This window comes from Nocardia sp. NPDC102475, assembly GCF_055584605.1.
The window spans coordinates 270,210-296,621 of sequence record NZ_JBVJLS010000011.1; the positions used below are offsets into that span (position 1 = coordinate 270,210).

The 26,412-nt window shown below is 65.6% G+C and carries 28 protein-coding genes; 16 read left to right on the forward strand and 12 right to left on the reverse strand.

Features of this window, described 5'->3' with window-relative positions; translation table 11 throughout:
• Positions 1 to 95 precede the first annotated feature (95 nt).
• The 8 genes from ACZ60G_RS21690 to ACZ60G_RS21725 all read left to right on the forward strand — a co-directional run bounded on the left by ACZ60G_RS21690 (position 96) and on the right by ACZ60G_RS21725 (position 7,639).
• On the forward strand, positions 96 to 1,292 hold the full coding sequence (locus tag ACZ60G_RS21690; RefSeq protein WP_465811840.1) for an LLM class flavin-dependent oxidoreductase: 1,197 nt from the start codon (positions 96 to 98) through the stop codon (positions 1,290 to 1,292).
• A 1-nt stretch (position 1,293) separates the two neighbouring features.
• The gene (locus tag ACZ60G_RS21695) at positions 1,294 to 2,079 is read left to right on the forward strand and encodes a glucose 1-dehydrogenase (protein WP_465811841.1); all 786 of its coding nucleotides are present in this window, start codon (positions 1,294 to 1,296) and stop codon (positions 2,077 to 2,079) included.
• A gap of 2 nt (positions 2,080 to 2,081) precedes the next feature.
• On the forward strand, positions 2,082 to 3,029 hold the full coding sequence (locus ACZ60G_RS21700; protein WP_465811842.1) for an alpha/beta hydrolase: 948 nt from the start codon (positions 2,082 to 2,084) through the stop codon (positions 3,027 to 3,029).
• A complete protein-coding gene (locus tag ACZ60G_RS21705) occupies positions 3,026 to 3,373 on the forward strand; it encodes a VOC family protein (protein WP_465811843.1) in 348 nt (115 codons plus the stop codon). The genes ACZ60G_RS21700 and ACZ60G_RS21705 overlap by 4 nt, the downstream gene beginning before the upstream one ends.
• Positions 3,374 to 3,466: 93 nt before the next feature.
• Positions 3,467 to 3,979, forward strand: a complete 513-nt coding sequence (locus ACZ60G_RS21710; RefSeq protein WP_465811844.1) for a hypothetical protein — start codon at positions 3,467 to 3,469, stop codon at positions 3,977 to 3,979.
• A 101-nt stretch (positions 3,980 to 4,080) separates the two neighbouring features.
• The gene (locus tag ACZ60G_RS21715) at positions 4,081 to 4,497 is read left to right on the forward strand and encodes a nuclear transport factor 2 family protein (RefSeq protein WP_465811845.1); all 417 of its coding nucleotides are present in this window, start codon (positions 4,081 to 4,083) and stop codon (positions 4,495 to 4,497) included.
• Between the two features lie 86 nt (positions 4,498 to 4,583).
• Positions 4,584 to 6,647: a TRAP transporter permease gene (locus ACZ60G_RS21720; protein ID WP_465811846.1), complete on the forward strand. Its 2,064-nt coding sequence runs from the start codon at positions 4,584 to 4,586 to the stop codon at positions 6,645 to 6,647.
• Positions 6,644 to 7,639 carry a TAXI family TRAP transporter solute-binding subunit gene (locus tag ACZ60G_RS21725; RefSeq protein ID WP_465811847.1) on the forward strand — a complete coding sequence of 332 codons (996 nt, stop codon included), beginning with the start codon at positions 6,644 to 6,646 and terminating at the stop codon, positions 7,637 to 7,639. Before ACZ60G_RS21720 ends, ACZ60G_RS21725 begins: the two co-directional genes overlap by 4 nt.
• Before the next feature lies 1 nt (position 7,640).
• Here the strand turns inward: ACZ60G_RS21725 and ACZ60G_RS21730 are convergent, their stop codons facing one another.
• Positions 7,641 to 8,507 carry a helix-turn-helix domain-containing protein gene (locus tag ACZ60G_RS21730; protein ID WP_465811848.1) on the reverse strand — a complete coding sequence of 289 codons (867 nt, stop codon included), beginning with the start codon at positions 8,505 to 8,507 and terminating at the stop codon, positions 7,641 to 7,643.
• 90 nt (positions 8,508 to 8,597) lie between these two features.
• Between ACZ60G_RS21730 and ACZ60G_RS21735 the strand changes: the two genes are divergently transcribed.
• Together ACZ60G_RS21735 and ACZ60G_RS21740 are read left to right on the forward strand one after the other, a co-directional pair.
• The gene (locus tag ACZ60G_RS21735) at positions 8,598 to 9,392 is read left to right on the forward strand and encodes an SDR family oxidoreductase (RefSeq protein WP_465811849.1); all 795 of its coding nucleotides are present in this window, start codon (positions 8,598 to 8,600) and stop codon (positions 9,390 to 9,392) included.
• The gene (locus tag ACZ60G_RS21740; RefSeq protein WP_465811850.1) at positions 9,389 to 10,462 is read left to right on the forward strand and encodes an NAD(P)H-dependent amine dehydrogenase family protein; all 1,074 of its coding nucleotides are present in this window, start codon (positions 9,389 to 9,391) and stop codon (positions 10,460 to 10,462) included. Before ACZ60G_RS21735 ends, ACZ60G_RS21740 begins: the two co-directional genes overlap by 4 nt.
• Before the next feature lie 81 nt (positions 10,463 to 10,543).
• Here ACZ60G_RS21740 and ACZ60G_RS21745 read toward each other — a convergent pair whose 3' ends face one another.
• The 3 genes from ACZ60G_RS21745 to ACZ60G_RS21755 form a co-directional block, all read right to left on the reverse strand.
• Positions 10,544 to 11,590, reverse strand: a complete 1,047-nt coding sequence (locus tag ACZ60G_RS21745) for an aminotransferase class V-fold PLP-dependent enzyme (protein WP_465811851.1) — start codon at positions 11,588 to 11,590, stop codon at positions 10,544 to 10,546.
• Positions 11,591 to 11,668: 78 nt separating this feature from the next.
• On the reverse strand, positions 11,669 to 12,145 hold the full coding sequence (locus ACZ60G_RS21750) for a nuclear transport factor 2 family protein (protein ID WP_465811852.1): 477 nt from the start codon (positions 12,143 to 12,145) through the stop codon (positions 11,669 to 11,671).
• A 44-nt stretch (positions 12,146 to 12,189) separates the two neighbouring features.
• A complete protein-coding gene (locus ACZ60G_RS21755; RefSeq protein ID WP_465811853.1) occupies positions 12,190 to 12,522 on the reverse strand; it encodes a hypothetical protein in 333 nt (110 codons plus the stop codon).
• 401 nt (positions 12,523 to 12,923) lie between these two features.
• Between ACZ60G_RS21755 and ACZ60G_RS21760 the strand changes: the two genes are divergently transcribed.
• Positions 12,924 to 13,175 carry a three-helix bundle dimerization domain-containing protein gene (locus ACZ60G_RS21760; protein WP_465811854.1) on the forward strand — a complete coding sequence of 84 codons (252 nt, stop codon included), beginning with the start codon at positions 12,924 to 12,926 and terminating at the stop codon, positions 13,173 to 13,175.
• Here ACZ60G_RS21760 and ACZ60G_RS21765 read toward each other — a convergent pair.
• The 6 genes from ACZ60G_RS21765 to ACZ60G_RS21790 form a co-directional block, all read right to left on the reverse strand.
• A complete protein-coding gene (locus ACZ60G_RS21765) occupies positions 13,172 to 14,134 on the reverse strand; it encodes an NAD(P)H-dependent flavin oxidoreductase (RefSeq protein ID WP_465811855.1) in 963 nt (320 codons plus the stop codon). The two genes, ACZ60G_RS21760 and ACZ60G_RS21765, sit on opposite strands and share 4 nt — an antisense overlap.
• A 72-nt stretch (positions 14,135 to 14,206) precedes the next feature.
• Entirely contained in the window at positions 14,207 to 15,094 is an 888-nt protein-coding gene (locus ACZ60G_RS21770; protein ID WP_465811856.1) for a VOC family protein, read from the reverse strand.
• 7 nt (positions 15,095 to 15,101) lie between these two features.
• On the reverse strand, positions 15,102 to 16,106 hold the full coding sequence (locus ACZ60G_RS21775; protein ID WP_465811857.1) for a 2Fe-2S iron-sulfur cluster-binding protein: 1,005 nt from the start codon (positions 16,104 to 16,106) through the stop codon (positions 15,102 to 15,104).
• A complete protein-coding gene (locus ACZ60G_RS21780) occupies positions 16,103 to 16,330 on the reverse strand; it encodes a hypothetical protein (protein WP_465811858.1) in 228 nt (75 codons plus the stop codon). Before ACZ60G_RS21780 ends, ACZ60G_RS21775 begins: the two co-directional genes overlap by 4 nt.
• Positions 16,331 to 16,341: 11 nt before the next feature.
• Complete coding sequence (locus tag ACZ60G_RS21785) at positions 16,342 to 17,475, reverse strand: Rieske 2Fe-2S domain-containing protein (RefSeq protein WP_465811859.1); 1,134 nt, start codon at positions 17,473 to 17,475, stop codon at positions 16,342 to 16,344.
• An 89-nt stretch (positions 17,476 to 17,564) separates the two neighbouring features.
• Positions 17,565 to 18,041 carry a flavin reductase family protein gene (locus ACZ60G_RS21790; protein WP_465811860.1) on the reverse strand — a complete coding sequence of 159 codons (477 nt, stop codon included), beginning with the start codon at positions 18,039 to 18,041 and terminating at the stop codon, positions 17,565 to 17,567.
• A gap of 241 nt (positions 18,042 to 18,282) precedes the next feature.
• Between ACZ60G_RS21790 and ACZ60G_RS21795 the strand changes: the two genes are divergently transcribed.
• Positions 18,283 to 19,125 (forward strand): IclR family transcriptional regulator, encoded by an 843-nt coding sequence (locus ACZ60G_RS21795; RefSeq protein ID WP_465811861.1) that lies wholly within the window; start codon positions 18,283 to 18,285, stop codon positions 19,123 to 19,125.
• Between the two features lie 136 nt (positions 19,126 to 19,261).
• The gene (locus ACZ60G_RS21800) at positions 19,262 to 20,407 is read left to right on the forward strand and encodes an acyl-CoA dehydrogenase family protein (protein ID WP_465811862.1); all 1,146 of its coding nucleotides are present in this window, start codon (positions 19,262 to 19,264) and stop codon (positions 20,405 to 20,407) included.
• 15 nt (positions 20,408 to 20,422) lie between these two features.
• On the opposite strand, the gene hemC is transcribed toward ACZ60G_RS21800, so the two are convergent.
• The gene (gene hemC, locus ACZ60G_RS21805) at positions 20,423 to 21,352 is read right to left on the reverse strand and encodes a hydroxymethylbilane synthase (RefSeq protein WP_465811863.1); all 930 of its coding nucleotides are present in this window, start codon (positions 21,350 to 21,352) and stop codon (positions 20,423 to 20,425) included.
• 100 nt (positions 21,353 to 21,452) lie between these two features.
• Between hemC and ACZ60G_RS21810 the strand changes: the two genes are divergently transcribed.
• From ACZ60G_RS21810 to ACZ60G_RS21820, 3 genes are all read left to right on the forward strand, one after another.
• The gene (locus tag ACZ60G_RS21810; protein ID WP_465811864.1) at positions 21,453 to 22,085 is read left to right on the forward strand and encodes a PadR family transcriptional regulator; all 633 of its coding nucleotides are present in this window, start codon (positions 21,453 to 21,455) and stop codon (positions 22,083 to 22,085) included.
• A gap of 60 nt (positions 22,086 to 22,145) precedes the next feature.
• Complete coding sequence (locus ACZ60G_RS21815; protein ID WP_465811865.1) at positions 22,146 to 23,402, forward strand: bifunctional 3,4-dihydroxy-2-butanone-4-phosphate synthase/GTP cyclohydrolase II; 1,257 nt, start codon at positions 22,146 to 22,148, stop codon at positions 23,400 to 23,402.
• A gap of 155 nt (positions 23,403 to 23,557) precedes the next feature.
• A complete protein-coding gene (locus ACZ60G_RS21820) occupies positions 23,558 to 24,499 on the forward strand; it encodes an expansin EXLX1 family cellulose-binding protein (RefSeq protein WP_465811866.1) in 942 nt (313 codons plus the stop codon).
• A 127-nt stretch (positions 24,500 to 24,626) separates the two neighbouring features.
• Here the strand turns inward: ACZ60G_RS21820 and ACZ60G_RS21825 are convergent, their stop codons facing one another.
• Complete coding sequence (locus ACZ60G_RS21825) at positions 24,627 to 26,318, reverse strand: FAD-binding dehydrogenase (RefSeq protein WP_465811867.1); 1,692 nt, start codon at positions 26,316 to 26,318, stop codon at positions 24,627 to 24,629.
• Positions 26,319 to 26,412 lie beyond the last annotated feature (94 nt).

The window sequence follows — 26,412 nt, forward strand, 5'->3', positions numbered from 1 at the left end:
CAAGAGCATCGGAAATATTTCTACTAGGCATATTGATTTGGGGGATGGCAGCCGGCGGAGCCGGCGGGGTGGGAATAACAGAGTGGAGGCAATGCATGAAGTTCTCGATGATCTTCGAGGCACAGATGACCGACCCGTCGGCCGATCACGAAAAGCAGGTATTGCGCGACTGCGTCGAGCAGGCGGTACTGGCCGAGGAGATGGGGTTCGACACCGTCTGGGCGGTCGAACATCACGGCTTGAAGTGGTACGCGCATATGAGCGCCCCGGAGATCTTCCTGACCTGGGTGGCCGCGCGCACCGAACGGATCCGCATCGGTCACGGCGTGGTGTGCATGCCGTTCAACTTCAATCACCCGGTGCGCGCCGCCGAACGCGCGGCCATGCTCGATGTGCTCTCCAACGGGCGGGTGAACCTCGGCGCGGGCCGCGGCGCGACCCCGCAGGAGACCTCCATGTGCGGTGTCGATCCCGACCGCACCTATCAGGAGGTCGAGGAGTCGCTGCGGATTATCGGCAAGGCCTGGCAGGATCCGGAGGGCGAATTCGAATGGCACGGTGAACTGCTCGATATCGATCCGCATCCGATGCTCCCGCGTCCGGTGCAGTTGCCGCATCCGCCGCTGTTCATGGCGTGCACCAAGAAGGACACGCTGAAGCTGGCCGCCGACTACGGAATCGGCGCGCTGGTACTGGGTTTCGCGGGTGTGGAGGAGATCGCCGAACTGCGCCGTACCTATGACGCGGCCATTGCCGAGCGGACGGGGGAGAAGTTCGTCTCCACGGTGGTCAACGATCACTTCGCGGCACTGTGCCCGACGATCGTGCTCGACGACCGGGAGAAGGCGCAGCAGATCGGCGCGCGTGGACAGCGGTTCTTCGCGCAGTCCATCAAGCACTGGTACGGCGCGGGTCCGGTGCCGGACGAGGCCGTCGATCCGAATGTGGACGAGGTGGCCAAGATTCGCGAGGCCGCCGATGAGCATGTGGCCTATCTGCACGAGGCGAAGATTCCGGTGAAGACCGGGGCCACCTCGGTGTTCAATGCCGAGCACGCGTACGGCAGCCCGGAGGACGCCATCGCGTACGTCGAGCGGCTGCAGGCGGCCGGTGCCGACGAGATCCTGTGCCTGATCCAGATGGGAACGGTGCCGCAGGAGGCATGTCTGGAGACCATTCGGCATTGGGGCGAGAAGGTCATTCCGCACTTCAGGGGAGCGGAGCGAGCCGGAAACACCGGGCAGAGCCGCGCAGCTGAGCGTGCCGAGACAACCGAATTCCTGGGAGCTTGAGATGACCGATCTCACTGGCAAAGTCGCCCTCATCACCGGTGCCGCGCGTGGCCAGGGTGAGCAGGAAGCTCGCCTGTTCGCCGCCGCTGGCGCACGCGTCGTCCTCACCGACGTACTCGAATCCGAGGGCAAGGCAGTTGCCGAATCCATCGGTGAATCAGCCCGTTTCGTCCGCCACGACGTCAGCAGCGCCACCGAATGGGCAGCCGCCGTCGACACCGCGGTCACCGAATTCGGCAGCATCGATGTGCTGGTGAACAATGCGGCGATCTACACCGCCAAACCGCTCGTCGAGACCTCCGCCGCGGAACTCGAACGCATTCTGCGCATCAACCTGATCGGGTCGTTCCTCGGCATCCAGGCCGTCGTGGATCCGATGCGCGCGGCGGGCGGTTCTATTGTGAATATCTCGTCGCAGGCCGGATTGCAGGGGCTGATGGGACATTCCGCGTACGGTGCGTCCAAATGGGCGCTGCGCGGGTTGACGAAGACCGCCGCGCTCGAGTTGGGTCCGCTCGGAATCCGGGTCAACTCGGTGCATCCGGGGCCGATCGCGACGCCGATGATCGGGCACCTCGGGCTGAGCACCGGTCCCGGCAGCTTTCCCTCGCTGCCGCTGGGTCGCGTCGGATTGCCCTCGGAGGTAGCGGATTTGGTGGCATTCCTCGCCTCCGATGCCGCCGCGTTCATCACCGGTGCGGAATTGGCCGTCGACGGCGGATTGTCGGCGGGACAGTTCATTCCGCCGGACGCGCTGCCGCCGGTCGGAGCCGTGGGTGAGGCCTGAGCATGCCGCTGAAACCCGAAGCTCAGGTGATCGTCGATATCGCCTCGGCGGCGTTTCCCGCGCTGGGCACCGGAGTGCTCGATGCCGCCGAGGCGCGGCGGATACTCGCCGCGCGTCCGGCGGCCCGGGTCGATTCGATTCCGGTGGGGCGGGTCGAGGAGCATTTGGTGCCGGGATCTGTCGGGGCACCTGAGGTTCGGGTTCGCATGTACTGGCCCGCCGACTGCGATGCCGACCTGCCGGTCGTGATGTTCTGCCACGGTGGCGGTTTCGTCATCTGCGACCTCGACAGTCACGATCAGCTGTGTCGTGCGATGAGCAATGGTGCCGGTGCGATCGTGGTTTCGGTCGACTACCGGCAGGCCCCCGAACATCGGTTCCCGGCAGCCGCCGAGGATGCGTACGCGGTCTTGAAATGGATTGCGGCCCAGGCGAGTTCCTTCGGCGGCGATTCAGCCCGCATCGGGGTGGCCGGTGACAGCGCCGGCGGCAACCTGGCCGCCGTCACGGCACTGCTGGCCCGGGATCGCCATGGCCCGGCCATCGCCCATCAACTGCTGGTCTACCCGATGCTCGATCCGGCCCGTGACACCGTCTCCTATCGGGAGAATGCCTACGGTTACTTCGTCACCGATGACCATTTGCGCTGGTATTGGGAGCAATACCTCGCCTCGGCGGCCGATGCCGACAACCCGTACGCCGCACCCCCGCGTGCGGCCGACCTGTCCGGCCTCCCGCCCGCCTACATCATCACCGCCGAATTCGACCCACTCCGCGATGAGGGCGAGGCCTACGGTCGGCGGCTGCGGGATGCGGAGGTCGAGGCCGTCACGATTCGCTATGACGGCCAATTCCACGGCTTCTTCAGCATGGCCGACAACCTGCCGGATGCCGAAGACGCCGCCGACCAAGCCTTTTCGGCCATTCGCCGAGCACTGGAGAAGCCATGACCGTCGAACGTCTCGGCACCATCTTGCCCGCCGACAACCTCACCGCCGCAATAGATCTACTCTCCGCGGTACTCGGTACGACCGCAACGTTCGTCGACGGTGAGCGGTGGGCGCAGTTCGATATCGGACCGACCCGGGTCATGCTCGCCGGTGCCGATGAACGCGATATCCCCTCCCTCGCCGTCAAGGTCGGCGACCTGGACGCGACCCTCGCGCGCCTGCGCGCCGCCGGATTTCCGGCCGACGATCCGGTCACCGGACCGCACGAACGACGCACCTCCGTGCGCCCGTCCCGCGAATCCCCGTGGGCGATAGTCCTGTACGAGCCCACCTCCGCCGGATAACCGGTCGGTGTGGTTCGGATAACTTCGCGTCCGGCCCTCCATACGCTACCGTATGGATAGTGTTCCATACGGGACCGAATGGAGGGTTGGGTCATGGTTCGAAATATCCACCAGCGGGAGTACCCGGTGCCCGCGGACCAGCTCGGCGCATTGCTCGCCAGGGCCGCCGAGCCGGACAGCCCGGTGTGGCCGCCCGGCTGGCCCGCGCTGGTCCTCGACCGGCCACTCGGTGTCGGGGCCGACGGCGGCCACGGCGTCATCCGGTATCGGTGTACCGAATGGGTGCCGGGCCGTCGCGTGGAGTTCACCGTCGCACCCGGATCCTTCCTGGTCGGCACGCACAGCCTCGACGTGCTGGACGGCCCGTGGCCCGACAGCAGCATTCTGCGCCACGAGATCGACTGCCGCCTGCGCGGAATCGGCCACCTGCTGTGGCCCCTGGCCATCCGCTGGATCCACGACGCGATGATCGAGGCGCTGCTCGACCGAACCGCGGTCTCTCTCGGCCACCCACCCGTCACCCCGGCCCGCCCATCGCCTTGGGTCAACTTCTTGCGCCGGCTCATGAAGCGCCGCCCGTCGGCGCGGACCGCCGCGCCCGCCTAGCCGGATAAAGCAGCGGCGTGAGTAGTCACTCGTCCGTTACTGTCGCGGATAACCGGACGAGGCCTCATCTTCGGCAGGAGAGGGGGCGGCAGGAGGCTTTCATGGCATTGTCGGCGCAGGATCGGTTCGAGATCGGTGACCTGATCGCGCTGCACGGTCATTTGATGGACGCGGGCGAGCTCGACCGGATGGACGAGCTGTTCACCGCGGACATCACCTACGACCTCAGTGATTTCGGTGCCGGTGAGCTACACGGGATTCCGGCCCTGCGGGAGGCAGCGGTCGCGCTCGGCAATGGGAATCCGGCCGGGCACCACATAACGAATGTGGTCATCGCCGAGGTGGACGGCGCGGTTCGGGTGCGGTCCAAGGGGATCGGGATCTATGCCGATGGGACCAGCGGCAGCGTCGAATACGACGATACGGTCGTGCGTGTGGCAACCGGTTGGCGCATCTCGTATCGGCGGGTGATCGTGCACAAGCTGCCGCTGGGTGGGCGAGCGACCAGATCGGCTTAGGGCGACAAACCGACCGCATTTCTACTTTTCTCGGCTACATACTTGTTAGCCATATGTCGGCAGTCGTGCGTTGATAGTGTCGCGCAATGTCGGATATGCGGGACGCTCATCTCGAAGCCGAGCCTCCCCCCGACCGCCCGGTTGTGCGGCCCGGGGTTGATCCGGAGCGGGCAGTACCGGAAAAGGTAGAGGTCGACGACGAAGAGAAGCCCGCGCGGATATTGCGCGGATGGGCCGAGTGGGTGGTGGCGACGGCCGCGTTCGCGGTCGCGTTGCTGGTGCTGTGGCAGGTCTTTCGGCCGTTGGCACAGGGGAGTCAGTACTACCTGGTGATCTTCCTGGCCGGGACGTTGCCGGTGGTGTTCCTGGCCTATCGGTCCGGGCTGCGATGGTTCGATCGACGGGACGGTCCTGGGCCGCTCGACTGGTTGTCGGCCGCAGTCGCGCTGGTGGTGTGCCTGTATCCGGTGCTGCCGATGGCGCTCGGGTCCGGTGGGGGCGGGTACAACGCATTCCTGGATCGGCAGGGTTTGTTCGATCCGGTCGATATCGCCATGGGCACGGTGCTCTTGGTGTTGGTGCTGGAGGCCTGTCGGCGCACCACGGGCTGGGTATTGCCCGCGGTGTGCCTGGTATTCATCGCCTACGGCTATTACGGCGGATACCTGCCACAGCACTGGACTATCGCGCACGCCGGACTCGACTTCGGGCAGATCATCGATGCGCTCTACAACTCCGGCAGCGGGTTCTACGGTACGCCACTGGATGTCGCGGCCAGCTATATCGTGCTGTTCACCCTCTACGGCGCCGTACTCGAATTCTCCGGTGCGGCACAGTTCTTCGTCGATCTGTCGGTCGCGGCCTTCCGCCGCTCGCGCGGCGCGGCCGGACGCACCACCATCGCGTCCGGATTCCTGCTCGGCACCGTCTCCGGATCGGGCACCGCGACCGCGGTCACGGTCGGCGCGGTCACCTGGCCGATCCTGCGTCGCGCCGGATATCCGCCGGAACAGGCGGCGGGTGTGCTCGCGGCGGCGGGTGTCGGTGCGATCCTGTCACCGCCGACGCTGGGTGTGGCCGCCTTCATCGTCGCCGAATATCTCGACGTCTCCTATGTGACGGTGCTCGGGTGGGCGATGATCCCGACGCTGCTGTACTACTTGGGAATTCTGCTCGCGGTCGAGATCGATGCGCGCCGGCTCGGCGCGGAGTCGGTCGAGATCAGCACCACCTCGGTGTGGCGACTGCTGGCCCGATTCGGTTACCACTTCCTGTCTTTGATCGCGATCGTGGTGCTGCTGCTGATCGGCGTGAGCGCCGCGCGCGCCGTGGTGTACGCCACCGCACTGGCTTTCGTGCTCGCCTTCCTCGATGCGCGCACCCGCGCCGAGGCCCGCTCACCGCGACGGATCTTCCAGATGCTCGGCAGCGGTGTGCGTTCGGCGCTTCCGGTGGTCGCGGTGTGCACGTCGGCGGGGGTGATCACCGCGATCGCCACCAAGACGGGACTCGGCGCGCAGCTGGCATCGCTGCTGGTGAGTGCGGGAAAGGCGTTGTCGGACAACCACACCGTGGTGTTGGCGTGCACCGTGGTGCTCGCCGCGATCGCACTCGCGTTGCTCGGGCTCGCGGTTCCGGTGACGGCATCGTTCATTATCGGCTGGGCGATCATCGGTCCCGCGCTGCTCGCGCTCGACGTATCCCCGCCCGCCTCGGCGATGTTCGTCTTCTACTACTCGGTGCTGTCCGAGGTGACGCCACCGACCGCACTGGCCGCCGTGGGGGCGGCGGCCATCACCGGTGCGCGTGCGGTGCCGACGATGTGGCAGGCATTGAAGTACGCGCTGCCGGCGTTCCTGGTGCCGATCGTGTTCGTGCTCAGCGGACCCGGCGAATATCTGCTCGGGCACGGGCCGGTGCTCGGTGTGCTGTGGACGACGATCGTGGCCGGTGTGGGCGTTGCGGCACTGGCCGCCGCGACCGGCGGCTGGATCCTCGGCATCGGCCCGGCCGGACTCCCGGCCCGACTGCTCGCCGCGGTGGCCGGACTGGCCCTGCTGTACCTGGAACCCGGCGCGCTCGTCGTCGGTCTGGCCGCGCTGACCGCGGCCGTCGGGGTCACGCTGCTCTCACGAAGGAGGACGACTTGAGAAGAGTTGCCATAGGATTCGCCGTCGCCGTGGTGTCGGCCGGATTGCTGACCGGATGTGGGGGCCGCCGCGACACACCGCAGTCCGACACCGGCGGCGAGGTTACCTGCGAAGTGAAAACCGAGACCCGCGTCGGCATCGCGACGGGCAATTCGACCGGCGTGTACTTCGCGCTCGGCAATGCCTACGCCGACCAGATTTCGCAGGCGACCGGCGGCAAGGTGAAAGCGACGGCGGCCGAAACCGGTGCGTCGGTGCAGAATATCCAGCAATTGGTGGCCGGCACCTATCAGGTCGCATTCTCTCTCGCCGATACCGCCGCCGACGCGGTGCTCGGCAATGCCGGTTTCGACGGCAAAAAGCAACCGGTGCAGGCGCTTTCGCGGCTCTATCCGAATTACACCCAGGTGATCGTGCGCGTGGGCGCCGAGATCGAATCGGTCGCCGATCTGCGCGGTAAGCGGGTCTCCACCGGCTCGCCGAAGTCCGGCACCGAGGTGATCGCCCAGCGGATATTGCAGGCGGCGGGGTTGAACCCGGACAACGATATCGAGGCCCAGCGCCTGGATCTCACCAAAACGGTGGACGGTATGAAGGACGGTTCCATCGACGCCATGTTCTTCTCCGGCGGCCTGCCGACACCCGGTATCACCGATCTGCTGACCTCCGACAAGGGCAAGGTGCGTTTCCTCGATATCTCCGAACTCACCGGCAGTATGCACGCGGTCAACTCGGTCTACGAGGAAGGCACAATTCCGGGCACCGTCTACGGGCTGTCCGCCGATGTGAAGACGATCGTCGTGCCGAACCTGCTGCTGGTGCGCGACGATCTGGACGCGAACCTGGCGTGCATACTCACCAAGACGCTGTTCGACCGCAAAACCCAACTGGAACAGGCTAATTCGGCCGCGAAGGGGATCAGCCGCGACACCGCGACGATTACCGCGCCGGTGCCCCTGCACCGGGGTGCGGCGCATGCGTTGACGAAATAGCTCAGGAGGCCAGCGCTTCGGTCAATGCCCGGGCGATATCCACCGTGGCGGTAATGAATTCGTCGCGTTCGGATTTCGTGGTCGATGCCCGCAGCGGCCCCGATTGGACTTCATACGCGGCCGTACCTTTCGCATCGAAAACCGGTGCGGCGAGGTAACTCAGCGGGAGTTCGGCATCGGAGTCGAGTTCTGCCTTGGTGAACGGCCGCGAGGTGAGAAACGCGAGGCGGCGCAGCGCCCGGGTGCGCAGGTGCGGCTGCACGAGTTCGGTCCCCATCGCGCTCAGTAGGTCGGCGAGGAGTTCGACCGTGCCCGCATCATCGGTACGTGGGCGGAACAGGGCGACGCCGCGATCACGCACGAGCGTGAGCAGCCCGCTCGCGACGCGTCGGTCCGACTCGGGGGCGGTGGCCAGCCAGGTGTTCTGCTCGGCCGCAGAGCGCCACGGCATTACGCTCGCTCCCGCCGGGAATTGCATCGGGATGCGATGGCCGACGGGGATGCCGGGGACGACGCGCTCGGGCCCGTGGCGCACATCGAGCACGGTGAGGTGATCGGGCTCGATACGACTCAATGTCGCGCCGTAGCCGGTTCGCACGGTGAGTTCGGCGAGGATATCGCCGAGTGCGTGCGGCAGTGCGGGACCGTGCAGATTCGCCAGCGTTGGACCGAGACCGTATCCGCGGCTCGCGTCGCGTCGCACCCAGCCCGCCGATTCCAGTTCCGCCAGAATCGCCGTCGCGGTCGCGCGGGCGATATCGAGCCGATCCGCGATGCCCGCGACGCTGATCGGCTCCGGCGTCGCGGCGAGCAGCGACACGATATCGATGACACGGCGGGTCGGTGGCGACGGGGACCGGTCGGACATGTGCAACCCCTTGTGCGGCTCGGCGAGACAGCTCTACGATGACGAATATTACGACAATATAGCGTCGAATATTCGACAGTTGGAGCTCTCATGATCCTGGACAGATTCCGAATCGACGGACAGGTCGCCGTCGTCACCGGCGCGGGGCGCGGTCTCGGCGCGGCGATCGCGGTGGCCTTCGCGGAGGCCGGCGCGGATGTCGTCATCGCCTCCCGCACCAAGAGTCAGCTGGACGAGGTCGCCGAGCAGGTAGCGGCGGTGGGCCGCCAGGCCCACGTGGTGCCCGCGGATCTCAGCGATATCGAGGCGACCGCCGGACTTGCCGCCGCGGCCGTCGAACGCTTCGGGCGGCTCGATATCGTGGTCAACAATGTCGGCGGTGCGCTGCCGTGCCCGCTGCTCGACACGACGCCGGATGCGCTGGTCGAGGCGTTCAACTTCAACGTCGCCAATGCGCATGCGCTGGTCCGCTCGGCGGTGCCGAAGATCCTCGAAACCGCCGGTGGCGGTTCGATTCTCAATATCACCTCGACCATGGGCCGGCTGCCCGGCCGCGCCTTCGTGTCCTATGGAACGGCGAAAGCGGCGCTGGCGCACTACACCCGGTTGGCGGCGATGGACCTGAATCCGCGCATCCGGGTGAATGCCATTGCGCCCGGGTCGATTCTGACCTCGGCGCTGGAGATCGTGGCGGGCAATGATGCGATGCGCACCGAGCTGGAGGCCAAGACGCCGCTGCACCGCATCGGCGAACCCGAGGATATCGCCGCCGCCGCACTGTATCTGGTGTCGCCCGCCGGAAAGTACGTCACGGGCAAGGTGCTCGAACCCGACGGCGGCCTGATCGCGCCGAATCTCGATCTCCCGCTTCCGGATCTGTCATGAGCTACCGCGTAGTCCAATGGGGCACCGGGAATGTCGGTGCACATGCGCTGGCGGGTGTGATCGCGAATCCGGATCTCGAGCTGGTCGGGGTATGGGTGTCAGGTCCGAAGAAGGACGGGCTCGATGCGGGAACCATTGCCGGACTCGATGATCCGGTCGGGGTGACCGCGACGACGGATACCGAGGCGATCCTGGCCGCGAAACCCGACTGTGTCGTCTACTGCTCGATGACGGACAATCGGCTGCTGGAGGCCGTCGAGGATCTGCGCAGATTGCTCAGCGCGGGCATCAATGTGGTGGCGTGCGCGCCGGTGTTCTTCCAGTATCCGTACGGCGTGCTGCCCGAGGAATTGCTGAAGCCGATCCAAGAGGCCGCGGCGCAGGGCAATTCGTCGCTGTGGGTGAACGGCATCGATCCCGGTTTCGCCAATGATCTGCTGCCGCTCGCGCTCGCGGGCACCTGCCTGCGCATCGACCAACTGCGGTGTCTGGAGATCGTCGACTACGCCAGTTATGACAACCGCGAGGTCATGTTCGACATCATGGGGTTCGGCAAACCGCTGGACGAGATTCCGATGTTGTTGCAGCCCGGGGTGTTATCGCTCGCGTGGGGCGGCACCGTGCGCCAGCTGGCGGCGGGCATCGGTGTCACCCTCGACGCGGTCACCCAGACCTACGAGCGCATCCCGGCTCCCGAATCCTTCGATATCGCCACTGGCCATATCGCCGAAGGTACGGCCGCGGCACTGCGTTTCGAGGTTCGCGGGATGGTCGGCGACGAGCCCGTGACGGTTCTCGAGCACGTCACGCGCCTGCGTCCCGATCTGTGCCCCGATTGGCCGCAGCCCGCTCACCACGAGGGCTCCTATCGCGTCGAGATCACCGGCGAGCCGAGTTACGCCATGGATCTGGTCACCTCGAGCCGCAACGGCGACCACAACCATGCCACCCTGCTGGCGACTGCGATGCGAATCGTCAACGCCGTCCCGGCCGTGGTGCAGGCACCGCCGGGCATCCTTACTGCCCTCGACCTTCCGCTCATCACCGCACCCGCTACTCGCCCGGCGTAGCTACCCGGGAATCGCGTCGCCTTACCTCCGCGCAGCATCACACCCCCCGGGAGGGGGGCGAAGCTCGACAGGGTGCCGCCGCTACTGGGCGAGGGCTGCGAGCGCTCGGTCCACGTCGTCGGCGCTGTTGTAGAGGTGGAACGAGAATCGAAGGCCGCCGCCCCGGGCGGAGGTGAGCACGCCGGCCTCCTCCAAACGGGGTGCCGCATCGCCCGCGCCCGACACGGCGACAATCGCCGAATCCGCTGGCACTGACTGGAACCCTAACTCCGCCAACCCATTTCGGAATCGGTTGGCGAGTTCGCGGTTGTGTGCGCCGATCTTGTCGACGGTCAGCTCTTCGATCAAGGTCAGTGCGGATAGTGCGGCGATGACACCGAGCCAGTCCGGTGTCGAATCGAAACGCCGGGCGGTGGCCGGCAGCGCGATCGGTTCGTACAGCTCGGCCCAGCGGTCAGCCGCCGCGTACCAGCCGGGGCTGATCGGGCGCAGCTGTGCGGCCGCTTCCGGCGGTGCGGCGAAGAAGGCCACGCTGCGGGCACCGATCAGCCACTTGAAGGTCGCGCACACCCAGTAGTCGGCATCGACGAAACGCAGTGGCACCCAACCGGCGGCCTGGGTGGCATCGGCGAGGAGTCGAGCGTTGTCCGCCAGAGTGGCAGCGCGCAGCATCGGCAGATCGACGGTCCGACCGTCCTTCGACTGGACAACGCTGACCGCAACCAACGCGGTCTCGGGCCGGACCTCGTCGGCGATGCGCTCCAACGGCACGAACCGGACATTCAGATCGCCGCGGTGTACGAAAGGCATGGAGACAGAGGAGAATTCGCCTTCCGCGAGCAGCACCTCCGCCCCCGGCGGCAGCGCGGCGACCACCGGCGCCATCAGCCCCGCGACGGTGCCGCCCAGCGCGATATCGTCGGCCGAAGCGCCCGGGAGCAGTCGCGCGAATCCGGCCCGCAATTCGGGTACCAGATAATCCCGCGTCGTCGGTGCGGCACGGCCCGCCGCCCAGAGCGCGTTGAACTCCTGCAGTGCCGCCAATGTTCGCGCGGCGGGCAACCCGTGCGAAGCGGTGTTCAGGTAGGCGGTCTCGGTCGTGAATTCAGCGGGCGCAAGGGAGGACATATTCCCACCCTCCGCCGCCACTGCGGCTCCGGTCGAGTGCCACCGGGAAGATAGTGGCCTCAAATCCGGCGCGCTGTCCTACTTCTGAGTCGCCCACATGTTCGTCAGCAGTTGGTAGCTGGGGGTGTCGGCGAGGGCCTGCATCGATTCGTAGATGCGCTGGTAACTGGTCGAGGTGATGCGCCAGTGGCCGTCCGGATCGAGTCGGTAGGTGTCGGAGTAGTAGCCCGCGCCGCGGATGAGGACGCCGTATTCGGTGGCGATCACGGTGTCCTCGAAAGCCCATGAGCCCGTTGCTGTTTCGCCGTCCACAGTGATCTCCGGATGGTTCGCGATATGGGTGGTGACCACGGAGGGGCCGAGGTTCTCCCGCATGAAGGCGGTGACGGCGTCGCGACCGTCCAAGGTCAGCGGTTCACCGAGGGCGTGGGTGCCGTAGCGACCGGCGACGTCGACGGCGAGGGTATCCCCGAAGTCGTCCCATTGTTTGAGATCGAGGGTCCGGAAGTAGCGGTACTTGAGCTGGCGGACGGCTTCGGTGGCGGCGAGATCCATCCGTTCAGCTTGGCATTTGCCGGGGCCGCAGACAAGAACCTGTTCTACTTTATTCGGGCGGCCGTCGCGTGATTCGCCAACGCCTCGAGTACGTCGATCCGGCTCGCGGGCACTTCGATGTCCATCGCGATGGCATCCGGGCCTGCCGTGGCGAAATCGAAGTCGAAGAATCCGCAGCAGGAGCTCTCGCGGGCGGCGAGGTCACGGGCCGTGCCTTCATGCGTTGCGGCCAGTTCCAGTCGCAGACGGGTAGGCGCGATGAGTTCGACCCGACGCAGCGCGGCCGCGAAGAGATCGGTGAATTCGGCCACGCGCAGTGGCTGCTCCGCCGTCGGCAATGTGCAGGCATCGGGCACCCAGAGCAGGTTCTCGCTCATGCCGGCGCCTCGCTGGCGCTCGGCTCCGGCACGAGCGAGAGCTCGGCTGTGTTTATTGTTCGCTCGCTGCGCTCGCTCATCCCTGCGCCTCGCTGGCGCTCGGCTCCGGCACGAGCGAGAGCTCGGCTGTGTTTATTGTTCGCTCGCTGCGCTCGCTCATCCCTGCGCCTCGCTGGCGCTCGGCTCCGGCACGAGCGAGTGCTCGGCTGTGGCTATCGCTGCGCTCGCTCATTCCGGTCATCTTCGTGAGGCTATTGGCATATATCGAAAGGGTAGTGCGAAATTGGGAGTGCGTCCATGGCGTATCCGGGGTGTCGCCGTCGACCCATCGGGTACTCGATCGAGTGGACACGGTTTCGGCCGCATCCTTTGCACTGAAAGTTCCCGACCAGGAGTCCGCAATGACCGAAGGTCCTGTTACGCACCCGCCGATCCACGAACCATCCCTCGACCAGCAGTACGCGCTGAAGTCCGCCGCGCGCCGTTTGGAGCGGGAATTCGACAGCATCCGCGACGAAGCCATCGAACGGTGGCTGTACTCCGCTTACGACTACCTCGCGGACCACGCCACCATCGAAAACTTCCTGCCGCTACTGGCCGAGCGCTACACCCGTGAACTGCTCCGCGCTCTGACCGAGGAACACACCGACTAGTCGCATTGCGTCGCGGCTCGCCGCAAGACCTGTTCGGCGTCGGTGCTGATGCGCCGCACCAGATCAGCGGCGGATTCGAGACTGTCGATGAGGTCGATATTCTCGCCCGCCCAGATCGGCGCCCAGTCGAGATCACCTTGCTCGGCAGCCGCCCGATAGCGTTGCTGGGCAAGGGGATCGGCCGCGAGTTCGGTCTCCCGTCCGGCCCATTCGTCGAGGAATCGGTTGCGCAGGGTGCGGGCGGTGTACTCGGCGGGCCACGGTGATTCGCGGGCGATATCGATGATGCGGTTGCGTTCGGTATCGCCGCCGCGTGCATCGATGATGGCCTTGGCCTCCTCGGCCGAGAGCAACGATTCGTGTGTCGCCTCGAAACGAGTGCCGATCAACGCGCCCGCCGCACCGAGCACGAGTGCGGCGGCGAGTCCGCGTCCATCGGCTATGCCACCCGCGGCGAGCACCGGCGTACCCGCCGCCAGATCGACGACTGCGGGTACGAAGGGCAGCGTCGCCCGCCCGCCGCCGTGCCCGCCCGCCTCCGCACCCTGCGCGATCAGCACATCGGCTCCGGCCTCCAGGGCGCGGACCGCCTCGTCCGTGCTGGTGACCTGGACGAGCAGCGGAATCCCGGATTCCCGGACCGAGGCGGCAAACGGGGTCGGGTCGCCGAAGGACAACAGGATCGCGTGCGGTCGGCGCTGCACCGTCCTGCGCACGGTATCGAGATCGATGGCCCAGCTCAACAGGCCGATGCCCCAGGGCTTTTCGGTGCGTGCGGTGAGCAACGCACATTCCTGATCGAGTAGCCGTTCGTCACCGCCGCCGCCACCGATCAGGCCGAGTCCACCGGCCTCGGAGACCGCCGCGGCCAGTGCGCCGCCCGCGACGCCACCCATTGGTGCGAGCACTATGGGATGCTCGATGTCGAACAGACCGGTGAACTCGGTGCGCAGTGCCATCGGAAAACCCCTTCCGTCGCTATCGACGATAGTCAAGGGGTATCGGGCCGCCGGTCGCTGCCCGTGATCTTGTCAGCCCCGATCCCAGTCGTGACCCCAATAGCTATCGGCGGTCATTTCCTCCGCTGTGTAGGTGTTCTCGTCCACCAGCATGCCCTCGGTGCCGAATTCGAGATCCCAGCCGCCGGGTGTGCGGACATAGAAGGAGATCATTTTGTCGTTGGTATGGCGGCCCAACGTCGAGGACAGGTGATATCCGGCCTTGTTCACCCGGTCGAGCGCACGGCCGACATCGTCGAGACTGTCGACCTCGACCATGACGTGCACCAGCCCCGAGCTCTCCTGACCGCCGGAGGGGATCAGCGCCAAGCTGTGGTGGCGCTGATTCACACCGAGGAAGCGGATTCGCACCGGACCGTATTCGGGCGGTGCGGGCACCCGGAACGCACCGCGCGGCAGGAACCCGAGAACGTCGGTATAGAAGTGGAAGGCGCCGTCGAGATCGGGCACCGGCAGCACCGCGTGGCCGAGGCCGAGTCCTGTAGTGACGAAACGGTTTCCGTACTTGCCGACGACCGGACTGTGGTCCAGGACGGGTCCGTGGAAGATTTCGACGGTGGTGCCCGCGGGATCACGGAAGGTGATCGCCTCCTCCACACTGCGTGCATCCGCCTCGGCCACGGTGAGCGCGGTGACTTCGATTCCGGCCTTCTCCACGGCTTCTCGTGCCGCGGCGAGTGCGCGATGGTCGCGGACCTCCCAGCCGATGGCGAGTACCTTATCGGTTTCGCCTGGTACCAGGACCAATCGTGCGACGTGCTCATCCATGCGCAGATAGATAGCGTCCGGATCCGGCCCGGTACCCTCGGCGAATCCGATCACATCGAAGGCGAAGGTGCGCCAGGCATCGGGATCGCTGACCGCGACCCGCACATAGCCGAGCGAGCTGATGATTGCCATATTCTCCTCATTCATAGGTGACCCGGACCGCATCGGAGACCGGAACCGCCTGGCAGGCGAGTACATAGCCGTCGGCCAGGTCTGCACGTTCCAGAACTTCGTTACGCAGCAACTTCACTTCGCCGTCGACGACACGACAGACACATGCGCTACAGGCGCCTTCACGGCAGGAGTACGGAGCTGCCATACCGCGCGCGAGCAGCACGTCGAGCAGTACGGTATTGCGCGGCCAGGCGAATTCGTTTGTGGCGCCGTCGAGTTCGACCTCGACGATGGCAGCGTCGTCGGTGTCTTCGATCTCGGTTTCGGCGAAGGGATCACCGGAGATCGAGATGAATTTCTCGACATGCACCCGGTCCATGCCCAGGTTGTCGGCGGCTGTGACGACAGCATCCATGAAAGGTGCTGGGCCACAGACGAATAGCTCGCGGCTGGTCCACGGTGTGATCAAGGTGGTCAGTGTGGGCGCCGATGGTAAGCCCTGAACAGCCTCCAACCAATGCAGCACAACGAGCCGGTTCGGGTGCTCGGCGGTCAATGATCTCAGTTCATCGGCGAAGATCACCGATTCCTCGTCGCGATTGGCGTAGATCAGTGTGCACCGTCCAGTGCCCTGCGCTAGTACCGATTTCAGGATGGACAGCATCGGCGTTATCCCACTGCCCGCAGCCAATAGGAGCAGATCGGCGTCGAGCGAATCGGGTGTGAAAATGCCCGCGGGCGGCAAGCTGTCGATTGTCATACCGGGAACAGCGTTGTCGCACAGCCAGTTCGAAGCGTATCCGCCCGCTGTCCGCTTCACGGTGACCTCGAGTCGGCCCTCGTGCGGCGCACTGGACAGCGAGTACGACCGTGCCACCGAAGCGGTTCGTTCGCTGGGTATCCGCAGTGTCAGAAACTGGCCGGGCCGATAGGAAAGTCGACGCTCCGGTTCGGCGGCCAGCTCCAGCGAGACCGCATCCTGGGTTTCGGCAGTTACTCGAACAACTCGAAGCGTTACCGCCGCACTCACAGCAGATCCCCATCACGGGTGCTCAACCCGACTTCGCCCGCGCTGACGGCCTTTTCGATGCTGTCGCGCAATGCCGCACACCCGCGCACGGGACCGCCGTCGTTACGAGTGAACTCGGCGCAGTGCGCGCGAGCGACGGAGCTCCACTGCACGCTGGTGTGGGCGGGGCTGAATTTGACCACCGACACCTGATTCCGGCAGGTGTGGCAGGTGATGCAATCCATTGCCGATCCGTTCAGGCGTCCGCGCGTTGCGCGGCCAGATTCTCGGCGACCTCGGCCTCCCACGCCGTGACGGCACGGGTGGTGTCGACCTCGAATTCGAAGCGGTCGGTCATCTTCGACTCCACCTCGGCGATATCGGTGTAGAACTGCTCGTACCAGCGCCGCAGCTGATAGACCGGCCCGTCTTCCTCGCACAGCAGCGGATTGTCGATGCGGGTCTTGCGTTCCCAGATCGCCACATCCTGCTCGAAACCGCGTCCGAGCCCACTGGCGAAACGCACCGCCATCGCATCGGCATCTTCCGGCGACAAACCGGGCAGCTTCTTGACGATCGCGCCGTACTGCAGCACGAATTTGGTGGGCGAAACCGGGTAGTGGCAGTTGATGAGGACGGACTCGACCGTCTGCCCGCTGGATTCGTTGACGAGGTAATCGATCATGTAGGAGGGGCCGTGATAGTGCGCCTCCGAATGCAGCGTGTTCTCCGCGCCCGCCTCCTTGGCCAGCTCGCCCTGCATATCCGCGCGTCCGATCGAGGTCATGTACTGACTGGCGATATGGCCCTCGAAGACATTCTTGAAGTAGGTCGGAAAGGCGAAGTGCACGTAGAAGAAATGCGCCATATCCACCACATTGTCGATGACCTCGCGGCAGTTCGCGCCCTCGATGGTGATCTGGTTCCAGGTCCAGTCGCTCCACTCGTCACTGAACGCGCCCTCGATGCGGGGGATCGTGATATCCGCGGGCGGCGGATTGCCTTCGGGATCGTTCCAGACGAACAGCTGCCGGTTCTGCTCCAACGTGATCCACGATTTGGTGCGGGCCAGCGGTGGTACCCGGCGCGCGTAAGGGATTGCGGCACAACGGCCATCGCCCCGCCAGCGCCAATCGTGGAACGGGCAGGCGATGGTGTCGCCCTTGATAATGCCGTCGCCGAGGTTGCCGCCCATATGTCGGCAATAGGCGTCGAGCACATTGAGGGTGCCGTCCGCGCTCGCGAAAACCACGAGTTCGGTGCCGAAGATTTCGATGGTGTGCGGTTTGCCGTCGCGGAAGTTGTCGGCGAGGCCGACACAGTGCCAACCCCGGGCATATCGGGTGGGCGGGGTGCCGGTGTCGATCACGCGCACCTGATCGTCGGTCATGGTTCCTCCACGTTCGTCGGGCTGTCGTTTCGATGGTTCGGCGCGCCGATGGACGCGCAAAGGTGTGGTCTCACTGGCCGGGAGACGGCTCAGGCAGTGGTAAGGCGCTCGAATCCGGAGCGGTAGAACAGCAGCGGATCGGCCTCGCGGCCCGCGCCCAGTGCGGTGACATGGCCGATGACGATGGTGTGATCGCCGCCGTCCAGCTCTCCGCCGAGCTCGCAATCGATCCACGCGATGGATCCGTCGAGCAGCGGCGAACCGTTGGGGGAGCGGGTCCAGTCGAGTCCGTCGAATTTGTCGGGTCCGCTGCGGCCGAGCTGTCTGCACACCTGCTCCTGATCGGCGGCGAGCACGTTCACGCAGAACTTGTTAGCCGCGCGGATCCGCGGCCAGGTGGTGGAGGTCCGGGCCGGGAACAGTGCCACGGCAGGCGGATCCAGCGATAGTGCGGAGAAGGACTGGCAGGCGAACCCGACGGGTTGCGCGCCGTCCAGGGCGGTGATCGCGGTGACTCCGGTGGCGAACCGGCCGAGGACGGCCTTGAAGTCGAGCACGACGGCCATAGCGCTCCTAGTTTCGACTAGAAATATTCCGTTTCGCCATGAAGGAAAGCGGCGCGCGCGGTGGACTGTCAATGCTCGGTTCCGGCTACCGAGAAGATCCGTAGCGATCTCCGTAGTTTCCGGGATTCGACGTCGTCCGCGTGACGGCACTGTGATTGGGGACACAAGCAGGTATGCCGAAACTGGACATGCCTAATCGAAATACTTCTAAGCTGTATGAGCTACACAATGGAGGTGCGCCATGACGGTCGAGGTGCTGACCGGTCCGGGATCCGACGAGCGGTTATCGGGTCCGGGTCGTCCGACCACCCGGCCCGCACAGCCGCCGGTTTCCATGATCGAGCGAATGACGCTGATTCTAGACGCTTTCGACAGTTCGACACCGACTCTGACGCTGCTCGGATTGGCCGAGCGAACCGGCCTGCCGCGGTCCACAGTGCATCGCATCCTGGACCAGATGATCCGGCTGCGCTGGTTGGCGCACGCGCCCGGCGGCTACCGCCTCGGCTTGCGTCCGCTGGAACTCGGCGGACTCGCCGCCGATCACAACGAGATTCGCGATGTGGTGAGTCCGCTGCTGCACGAGCTGTGTCAGCGGACCGGCATGGTTGGCCACCTCGGTGTGCTCGACGGACGCGAGGTGCTGTACCTGGACAAGGCCGGTGGCCGCTACACCGCGAGCATCCCGACCCGCCTCGGCGGCCGGATGCCCGCGCACAGCACGGCCCTCGGCAAGGCGATACTGGCCTCGCTGGAGCCGAGCATTATCGAGACCTCCTTCCGGGACCGGTTGCCGCAATTGACGCCGCGGACCATTTGCGACCGGGCGGAACTGCACCGCGAGTTGACCCGGATCCGGCATCGGCAGGGAATTGCCGTGGACAACGAGGAGTCGGTGACCGGGATCTCCTGCGTCGCGGTACCGATTCGCGGGCGCGGAGCCGCCATCGGTGCACTGTCACTGTCGGGGCAAATCGGCGGGGATCGAACTGCGTTGGATACCGCGCGTTTGGCGCGTGTGCTGGTCGAGGTTGCGCACGAGGCGGGGCGGGCGTTGTTTCCGCGCCACGCTCGGTGGCGGTGATTCAGGTCTGTTGCGTGGCGTTGTGGTCGCAGCGAGACGTCTCGGCCATGGTTGCGTCGAATTGTGAGCGGGACCGCCTGCGTGCGGTGTGACGCTCGGCTAGCGTCGGGAGTGGGACCTCATTGAGGAGGGCGACGTGATCTACAGCGATGAGCATCAGGAATTCCGGGCGCTGGTTCGGCGGTATGTCGAGCAGAAGATCAATCCGCGGGTCGACGAGTGGGAACGGGCGGAGTGGATGCCGCTGCACGAGATCTTCGCCGATATGGCGAAGCTCGGGATGCTGGGGCTGGAATACGATCCGGCCTACGGCGGCCAGGGCGCGGACCATCTGTTCACGGTGGTGCTGTGCCAAGAACTCGGGCGGGTCGCCCACGGCTCGTTCCCGATGGCGCTCGGCGTGCAGGTCGCGATGGCGACGCCGTCGCTGCACGCGCACGGCAGCGAAGAACTCAAACAGGAGTTTCTCGCGCCCGCCATGCGCGGCGAAATGGTCTGTGGTGTAGCGGTTACCGAACCGGAGGCGGGTTCGGATGTGGCGGGGATTCGCACGCATGCCCGCCGCGACGGTGACGACTGGGTGATCAACGGCTCGAAGATGTTCATCACCAATGCCGTTCAGGCCGACTGGCTCTGCACCCTGGTGCGCACCTCCGACGAGGGCGGCTACCGCGGCATGAGCCAGATCGTCGTCCCCACCGGCACTCCGGGCTTCCGGGTCGACCGCAAGCTCGACAAGCTCGGTATGCGCGCCTCCGACACCGGCCTGCTCACCTTCGACAATGTTCGAATTCCGGTGCGCAACACCATCGGTGAAATCGGCCGCGGCTTCCAACAGCAGATGTCGCAGTTCGTGATGGAGCGCATGTTCGCCTCCTACAGCGTCCCCATCACCTGCGCCATCGAACTCGAGGCCACCCGCGACTATGCCCGCGACCGAAAGCTGTTCGGCCACCCGCTCACCGCGAACCAATACCTGCAATACACCTACGCCGAACTCGCCGCCCGCGTCGACATGCTCCGCGTCTACACCGAGTCCACCGCCCAGTCGTATATGGCAGGTACCGATGTGACCCGGATGGCCACGATCTCCAAACTGGAGGCCGCCCGCCTCGGCCGACAAGTCGCCGACTGGTGCCTACAGGTGCACGGCGGCATGGGGTACATGGCAGAAACCTGGACCTCGCGCGCCTACCGCGACAGTCGCCTGCTCAGCATCGGCGGCGGTGCAGACGAAGTCATGCTCCGTGTGCTGTCCATGATGGACGGCTTCACCGACTGAACGCCCCGAACCAGTTCAGTGCGGGATCGAGTCGATGATCGCGCGTGCGCCCTGGCGCAGCAGGTCCGCGCCGACGAAGAAGCCGAGGGCGCTCGGGTCCTCCGGGACGCCCCAGTGTTTGGCGTCGAGCCACTGGCTGCCGTCGAGGTTGAAGACCTTGCCGTGCAAGGTGAGTCGTCCGGTGGGGTCGGTTGTCGCGTGTCCGGCGATCGGGGAGTTGCAGTGGCCCTGCAGTGCGTGCAGCATTGCGCGCTCGGCATCCGCGTGGCGGTGGGTGGCCGGATCGTCCAGTCGCGCACCGAGATCGAGGAGTTGGGCGTCGTCGTCGCGGCACTGCAGTGCGATCACGCCGGCCCCGATCGGTGGGCACATGGTGTCCAGGTCGAGGGTTTCGGTGATCCGGTGCGCCTGCTCGACGCGGTGTAGCCCCGATACGGCCGCGATCAGCACATCGACATGGCCTTCTTCGAGGCGCGCCAATCGGGTATTGACATTGCCGCGCAATGGTTTCACCGCAAGATGCGGATAGTGCAGCCGCAGCTGTGCGGTCCGGCGCACGGAACTGGTGCCGACGACCGTGCCCTCGGGGAGTTCGGCCAGCGGCGCGCCGGTTCGGGTGATCACCGCATCGTGCACGTCCTCGCGCGGCAGATAACCCGCGAAGGCGAGTCCTTCCGGCACCGGAATATCACCGGGAATGTCCTTGAGGCAGTGCACCGCCAGATCTGCCTCGTCATCGAGCAGGGCTCGATCGATCTCCTTGACGAAGGCACCCTTACCCCCGAGCTTGGACAGATCGCCCATCCACCGATCGCCCGCCGTGGTTACCTTGACCAGCTCGCTCTCGACCCCGAGCCCGGCCAGCAATCCGGCTACCTGCTCGGCCTGAGCCAGGGCCATCGGGCTGGATCGGGTGGCGATCCGAATAATGCGCGTACGCGACATGCGGCGAGACTACTCCCGGCGCTCGCGCCCCGATCACCGGGGCGTGTCCCACTCAGCGGGACTTTGCACCCGAAATATGCCTAAGCGGTATAGTCCTATCGTGACCGAAGCGAAGTCTCCGGCGAGCGCCGAAGTTCCCGACCTGCCGACGACGAGTTGGGCCGTGCTCGGCATGCTTTCGCACGCCGACGAACTCTCCGGCTACGACTTGAAGAAATGGGCCGACTGGAGCCTCCAGTTCTTCTATTGGAGCCCGTCGTTCAGTCAGATCTACGCCGAGCTCAAACGCCTCGAGAAACACGGGTACGCCACCTCGCGCACGGTGCTGCAGGACGACGGCGTGCGCGGTAAGCGCATGTACGCCATCACCGAAAGCGGTCGCGCGGCGGCGGCGCAGTGGGTGAACCATGCACCGGTGGAGGCGCCGGTGCTCAAGCACAGCGTCCTGTTGCGCGCCTGGCTGGGGCATCTCGCCGAACCGGACCGATTGCGCGAAATTCTCTCCGAGCACATCGGATACGCGGAGCGGATGCGCAAACTCGCCGAGGTCGATGCCGAGGGCGCCGACGAGAATCCGGATTGGGCCTATCCGGGCGCGGTATTGCGCTGGTGCATACGGCATTACGAGGCCGAGCGGGATTTCGCCGAGGCGCTGCTCGCCGACGTGGATAAACTCGCGACGAAGACCGCTCCGAAGAAGTCCGCGAAGGGCAAGGGGCGCCGCGCTTCCTGATCCCGCTCACTGAGTGGGATGGCGCTTGATATGACTAATAGAAATACTTCTACTAGTCATATGCGCACCGAATTCGCACAGCAGCGTTCGCTGGACACGATCGAGACGGCGCTCGCCGCCCTCGCCGCGGGCGGCATGGTCGTGGTCGTCGACGACGAAGATCGGGAGAACGAGGGCGATCTGGTCCTCGCCGCCGCACTGGCGACGCCCGAAGCCATCGCCTTCATGGTCCGCCACACCAGCGGCGTGCTGTGCGCACCGTTGCCCGGCGCGGATCTGGATCGGCTCCAGCTGCCACCGATGACGCCGATCAACGAGGATCCCAAGGGGACCGCGTACACGGTCTCGGTGGATGCGGCTTCCGGTGTGACGACCGGGATTTCGGCCGCCGACCGCGCCCGCACCGTGCGCACGCTGGCGGATCCGCGCACCACACCGGACCAGCTGACCAGGCCCGGCCACGTCTTCCCGCTGCGCGCGCATCCCAGCGGTGTGCTCGGCCGTGCGGGCCACACCGAGGCCGCCGTCGATCTGACCCGGCTGGCCGGCCTGCGACCGGCGGGTGTGATTGCCGAGGTCGTGAACGACGACGGCTCGATGGCCCGTCTGCCGCAACTGCTCGACTTCGCCGAAACCCATGCACTGCCGATTATTTCGATCGCCGATCTGATCGCCTATCGCCGCCGGGCCGAACCCACCCTGACCAGGGTCGTGGAGACCCGCTTGCCGACTCGATACGGCGAGTTCCGCCTCATCGGCTACTGCGACGAGATCTCCGGAACCGAAACCCTCGCACTGGTTTTCGGCGAACCGAGTCGCGAATCCGTTTTGGCGCGGCTGCATTCGGAATGCCTCACCGGTGATGCTCTCGGCTCGCTGCGCTGCGACTGTGGCGACCAACTCGACGCCGCGTTGCGGGCGGTCGCCGAGGAGGGCGGTGGCGTGGTGGTCTACTTACGCGGACAGGAAGGGCGGGGCATCGGATTGTTGAACAAACTGCGGGCGTACGAATTACAGGATCGCGGCGCCGATACCGTCGAAGCGAATCTCGCACTCGGGTTGCCGGTCGATGCCCGCGGGTATGCGGCGGGTGCGCAAGTGCTCGCCGATCTCGGCATTCGGTCGGTTCGGCTGCTCAGCAACAACCCGGCCAAACAGGCCGGCCTGGAACAGTACGGGGTCACGGTCGTGCGGCGGCTGCCGCTGCAGGCGACGCCGACCGAACACAACATCCGCTACCTGCGCGCCAAGCGCGATCGGATGGACCATCAACTCTCAGGTGTGGACGCCGAACCGGCAAGGGCCACTTCTTGGTAACGAAATCTTTTCCGATCTTCATCGCCGAATGCTGGCTATTTGCCGTGAGATTGCCGACATGTGCATGTTTCACTACGGAGATTTTTCATTCGAGTCATGCGCCGCGCGTCGGCCTGCTTTCCTGATGGAGTCAGGATGGAGAGTCCGCGAGTTGGGTGAGCCGGAAGTCGGGGACCGCGGTGCACCGAATACCGATCCAACAGCAGCATTTCCGCTCCCGGTGGCTGTGGTCGTCCGCTGGCGTACTACTGACCGCGGTCGCGGTCACGATCTGGGCCGCCGGACCCGAGCCACAGTCGTCGTGCGAGACGACACATTCGGTGCCGGACACCGGGACCGGCACCTCGCGAATGATGGTGGCCGGCAGTAGCACCGGCGTCGCCAACTGGCATACGGTGGATGCGTCGCCGTCCACACGCCCGGGCGAGGCACGGTACTACGCGTTCGGTCCCGGTATCGCGTGTTCGTTCACCGGACTGCCGACGAGCGGCTTCTATGTCGGCGTCTCCACTCGGGAGTACGGGCACGCCGATCTGTGCGGTGCGTATCTCGATGTGTACGGCCCGCGCGGCGATGTCCGAGTGCTCATTGCCGACCGCTGCCCGGGATGTGCTCCGGGACAACTGGATTTGAGCACCGCGGCCTTCGAGCAGATCGCGAATCGATCCGACGGTGTCGCGCAGATCCGCTATTCGCTGGTCCGCGATCCGCTTCCCGCACCGGAGCTGAGCTACGAGCTGAAGCCGGACTCCTCGGTCTCCTGGCTGGCAATGCTGGTCACCGGATCGGGAAACCCCATCCAGCGGGTGGCATTACGGTCGGCGACGGGCGGGCCGTGGCATGAGCTCAATCGCGGCATGGACAACTACTGGACGATCAGCGGCGCCGGGCCGGGACCGTTCTCGGCACGGGTGACCGATGTCCACGGGCATCAGGCAGAAATCACCGGGATCTCTCTGCAGAAGGGTCAGCGATACACCGGCATGAGCCTCTATACCGAGCCCGCCCCGGAACCACCGCCCGCCCCGGCACCGGAGCTCCCGACCACGACACCGCAACCACCGTCCAGCGTCGCCGCGACGGGCTGTGACACCTAGCCCCAGCTTCTGCTCGGGCCCTGGGTTCCGTCGAACGTAGTCGAATGGTGGTCGCCCACGCCGAATTCGACCGCCATATCACTACGCTCGGCGAGCTGCCGGAGGCGGACACCGCGGCAAGCGAGCACTAGCTCAGTTTGGTTGCGAGGGCTCGTCCGGCGGCACGGCCGGAGAAAATGCAGCCACCGAGGAAGGTGCCCTCCAGCGCGTTGTAGCCGTGCACACCGCCGCCGCCGAATCCGGCGACTTCGCCCGCGGCATACAGTCCAGGCAGCGGTGTGCCGTCCGGCCGCATCACCTGCGAATCCAGATTGGTCTGCAGTCCGCCGAGGGTCTTGCGGGTCAAGATATTGAGCCGCACCGCGATCAGCGGCCCGCTGGCCGGATCGAGGATTCGATGCGGTTTGGCCACGCGGCCCGCCTTATCGCCGAAGTACTGGCGCGCATTGTTGATCGCCATCAGCTGCGCGTCCTTGGAGTACTTATTGGCGACATCACGATCGCGGGCGACGATCTGCTGTTCCAGCTCGTCGAAGTCCAACTGCGGGCCGCGCGCGATCTTGTTCATGCCATCGACCAACTCGCGCAAGGTGTTCGCGACCACGAAGTCGACCCCGTGCTGTTTGAACGCCTCGACCGGACCGGGCGCACCCTTGGCCACCCGGCTCTTGAGGGTGAGTTTGAGATCCTTACCGGTGATATCCGGATTCTGCTCCGAGCCCGATAGCGCGAACTCCTTCTCGATGATCGACTGGGTGAGCACGAACCAGGAGTAGTCGTAGCCGGTGGCCAGGATCTCCTTCATGGTCGAATTGGTGTCGAAGCCCGGGAAACACGGTGCGGGCAACCGCTTTCCATTGGCGTCGAACCACAGCGAGGAGGGACCGGGGATGATCCGGATGGCGTGATCGGGCCAGATCGGATTCCAGTTGTTGATGCCCTCGGTGTAGTGCCACATGCGATCGCGATTGACGATGGCGCCGCCCGCGGTCTCGGAGATGCCGAGCATTCGCCCGTCCACATGTGCGGGCACACCGGAGATCATGGTCTCCGGCGCCGGACCGAGCCGTTCGGTGGGCCAGTTGCGGCGGATCAGCTCGTGATTGTGGCCGATACCGCCGGAGGTCACGATTACCGCCTTGGCACGGAATTCGAAGTCGCCGACCACATTTCGTGACGAAGCCCGACCGCGTTCCAGATCGGTCTGCTCGAGCACACTGCCGCGTACGCCGACCACCGCACCGTCCTCCACGATCAACTCGTCGACCTGATGCCGGAAACTGAAGCCGACCAGTCCGCGGCGCTCACCCTCGAGCACCGGCTCCTGGAATATCCGCACCACCTCGGGGCCGGTACCCCAGGTGAGGTGGAAGCGCGGCACCGAATTACCGTGCCCATCGGCGAACGCGCCGCCGCGCTCGGCCCAACCGACCAGTGGCGTCACCCGTAAACCCAACTCGTGCAAATAGTCCCGCTTCTCGGTGGCCGCGAAGCGCACATAGGCCCGCGCCCACTGGCGGGCCCAGTAGTCCTGGTCCTCGCGATCGAAGCCCGCCGAACCGAACCAATCCTGCAGTGCCAGTTCGTAGGAGTCCTTGATACCGAGGCGGCGCTGCTCCGGACTGTCCACGAAGAACAGTCCGCCGAGCGACCAGAAGGCCTGGCCGCCGAGGTTGTTGCGATTCTCCTGATCCAGCACATACACCTTGCGGCCGGCCTTGACCAGTTCGTGGGTCGCCACGAGCCCGGCCAGGCCCGCACCGACGACGATGACATCTGCCTCTTGCGTGAATTCGGCACTCGGGTCGGTCATGGTCATCCCTAAGTTCGTTGTTGTCTGGGGTTGGTGCCCTGGATGCCCAGAGCGGTGGGGTGTAGCTGATGGCTTTCTGCCTCGGTCGAGGCTCCGAAGG

Coding starts and splice junctions, on each gene's coding strand:
- ACZ60G_RS21690 (WP_465811840.1), top strand. CDS start 96: ATGAAGTTCTCGATGATCTTCGAGGCACAGATGACCGACCCGTCGGCC.
- ACZ60G_RS21695 (WP_465811841.1), top strand. CDS start 1,294: ATGACCGATCTCACTGGCAAAGTCGCCCTCATCACCGGTGCCGCGCGT.
- ACZ60G_RS21700 (WP_465811842.1), top strand. CDS start 2,082: ATGCCGCTGAAACCCGAAGCTCAGGTGATCGTCGATATCGCCTCGGCG.
- ACZ60G_RS21705 (WP_465811843.1), top strand. CDS start 3,026: ATGACCGTCGAACGTCTCGGCACCATCTTGCCCGCCGACAACCTCACC.
- ACZ60G_RS21710 (WP_465811844.1), top strand. CDS start 3,467: ATGGTTCGAAATATCCACCAGCGGGAGTACCCGGTGCCCGCGGACCAG.
- ACZ60G_RS21715 (WP_465811845.1), top strand. CDS start 4,081: ATGGCATTGTCGGCGCAGGATCGGTTCGAGATCGGTGACCTGATCGCG.
- ACZ60G_RS21720 (WP_465811846.1), top strand. CDS start 4,584: ATGTCGGATATGCGGGACGCTCATCTCGAAGCCGAGCCTCCCCCCGAC.
- ACZ60G_RS21730 (WP_465811848.1), bottom strand. CDS start 8,507: ATGTCCGACCGGTCCCCGTCGCCACCGACCCGCCGTGTCATCGATATC.
- ACZ60G_RS21735 (WP_465811849.1), top strand. CDS start 8,598: ATGATCCTGGACAGATTCCGAATCGACGGACAGGTCGCCGTCGTCACC.
- ACZ60G_RS21740 (WP_465811850.1), top strand. CDS start 9,389: ATGAGCTACCGCGTAGTCCAATGGGGCACCGGGAATGTCGGTGCACAT.
- ACZ60G_RS21745 (WP_465811851.1), bottom strand. CDS start 11,590: ATGTCCTCCCTTGCGCCCGCTGAATTCACGACCGAGACCGCCTACCTG.
- ACZ60G_RS21750 (WP_465811852.1), bottom strand. CDS start 12,145: ATGGATCTCGCCGCCACCGAAGCCGTCCGCCAGCTCAAGTACCGCTAC.
- ACZ60G_RS21755 (WP_465811853.1), bottom strand. CDS start 12,522: ATGAGCGAGAACCTGCTCTGGGTGCCCGATGCCTGCACATTGCCGACG.
- ACZ60G_RS21760 (WP_465811854.1), top strand. CDS start 12,924: ATGACCGAAGGTCCTGTTACGCACCCGCCGATCCACGAACCATCCCTC.
- ACZ60G_RS21765 (WP_465811855.1), bottom strand. CDS start 14,134: ATGGCACTGCGCACCGAGTTCACCGGTCTGTTCGACATCGAGCATCCC.
- ACZ60G_RS21770 (WP_465811856.1), bottom strand. CDS start 15,094: ATGGCAATCATCAGCTCGCTCGGCTATGTGCGGGTCGCGGTCAGCGAT.
- ACZ60G_RS21780 (WP_465811858.1), bottom strand. CDS start 16,330: ATGGATTGCATCACCTGCCACACCTGCCGGAATCAGGTGTCGGTGGTC.
- ACZ60G_RS21785 (WP_465811859.1), bottom strand. CDS start 17,475: ATGACCGACGATCAGGTGCGCGTGATCGACACCGGCACCCCGCCCACC.
- ACZ60G_RS21790 (WP_465811860.1), bottom strand. CDS start 18,041: ATGGCCGTCGTGCTCGACTTCAAGGCCGTCCTCGGCCGGTTCGCCACC.
- ACZ60G_RS21795 (WP_465811861.1), top strand. CDS start 18,283: ATGACGGTCGAGGTGCTGACCGGTCCGGGATCCGACGAGCGGTTATCG.
- hemC (WP_465811863.1), bottom strand. CDS start 21,352: ATGTCGCGTACGCGCATTATTCGGATCGCCACCCGATCCAGCCCGATG.
- ACZ60G_RS21815 (WP_465811865.1), top strand. CDS start 22,146: ATGCGCACCGAATTCGCACAGCAGCGTTCGCTGGACACGATCGAGACG.
- ACZ60G_RS21825 (WP_465811867.1), bottom strand. CDS start 26,318: ATGACCATGACCGACCCGAGTGCCGAATTCACGCAAGAGGCAGATGTC.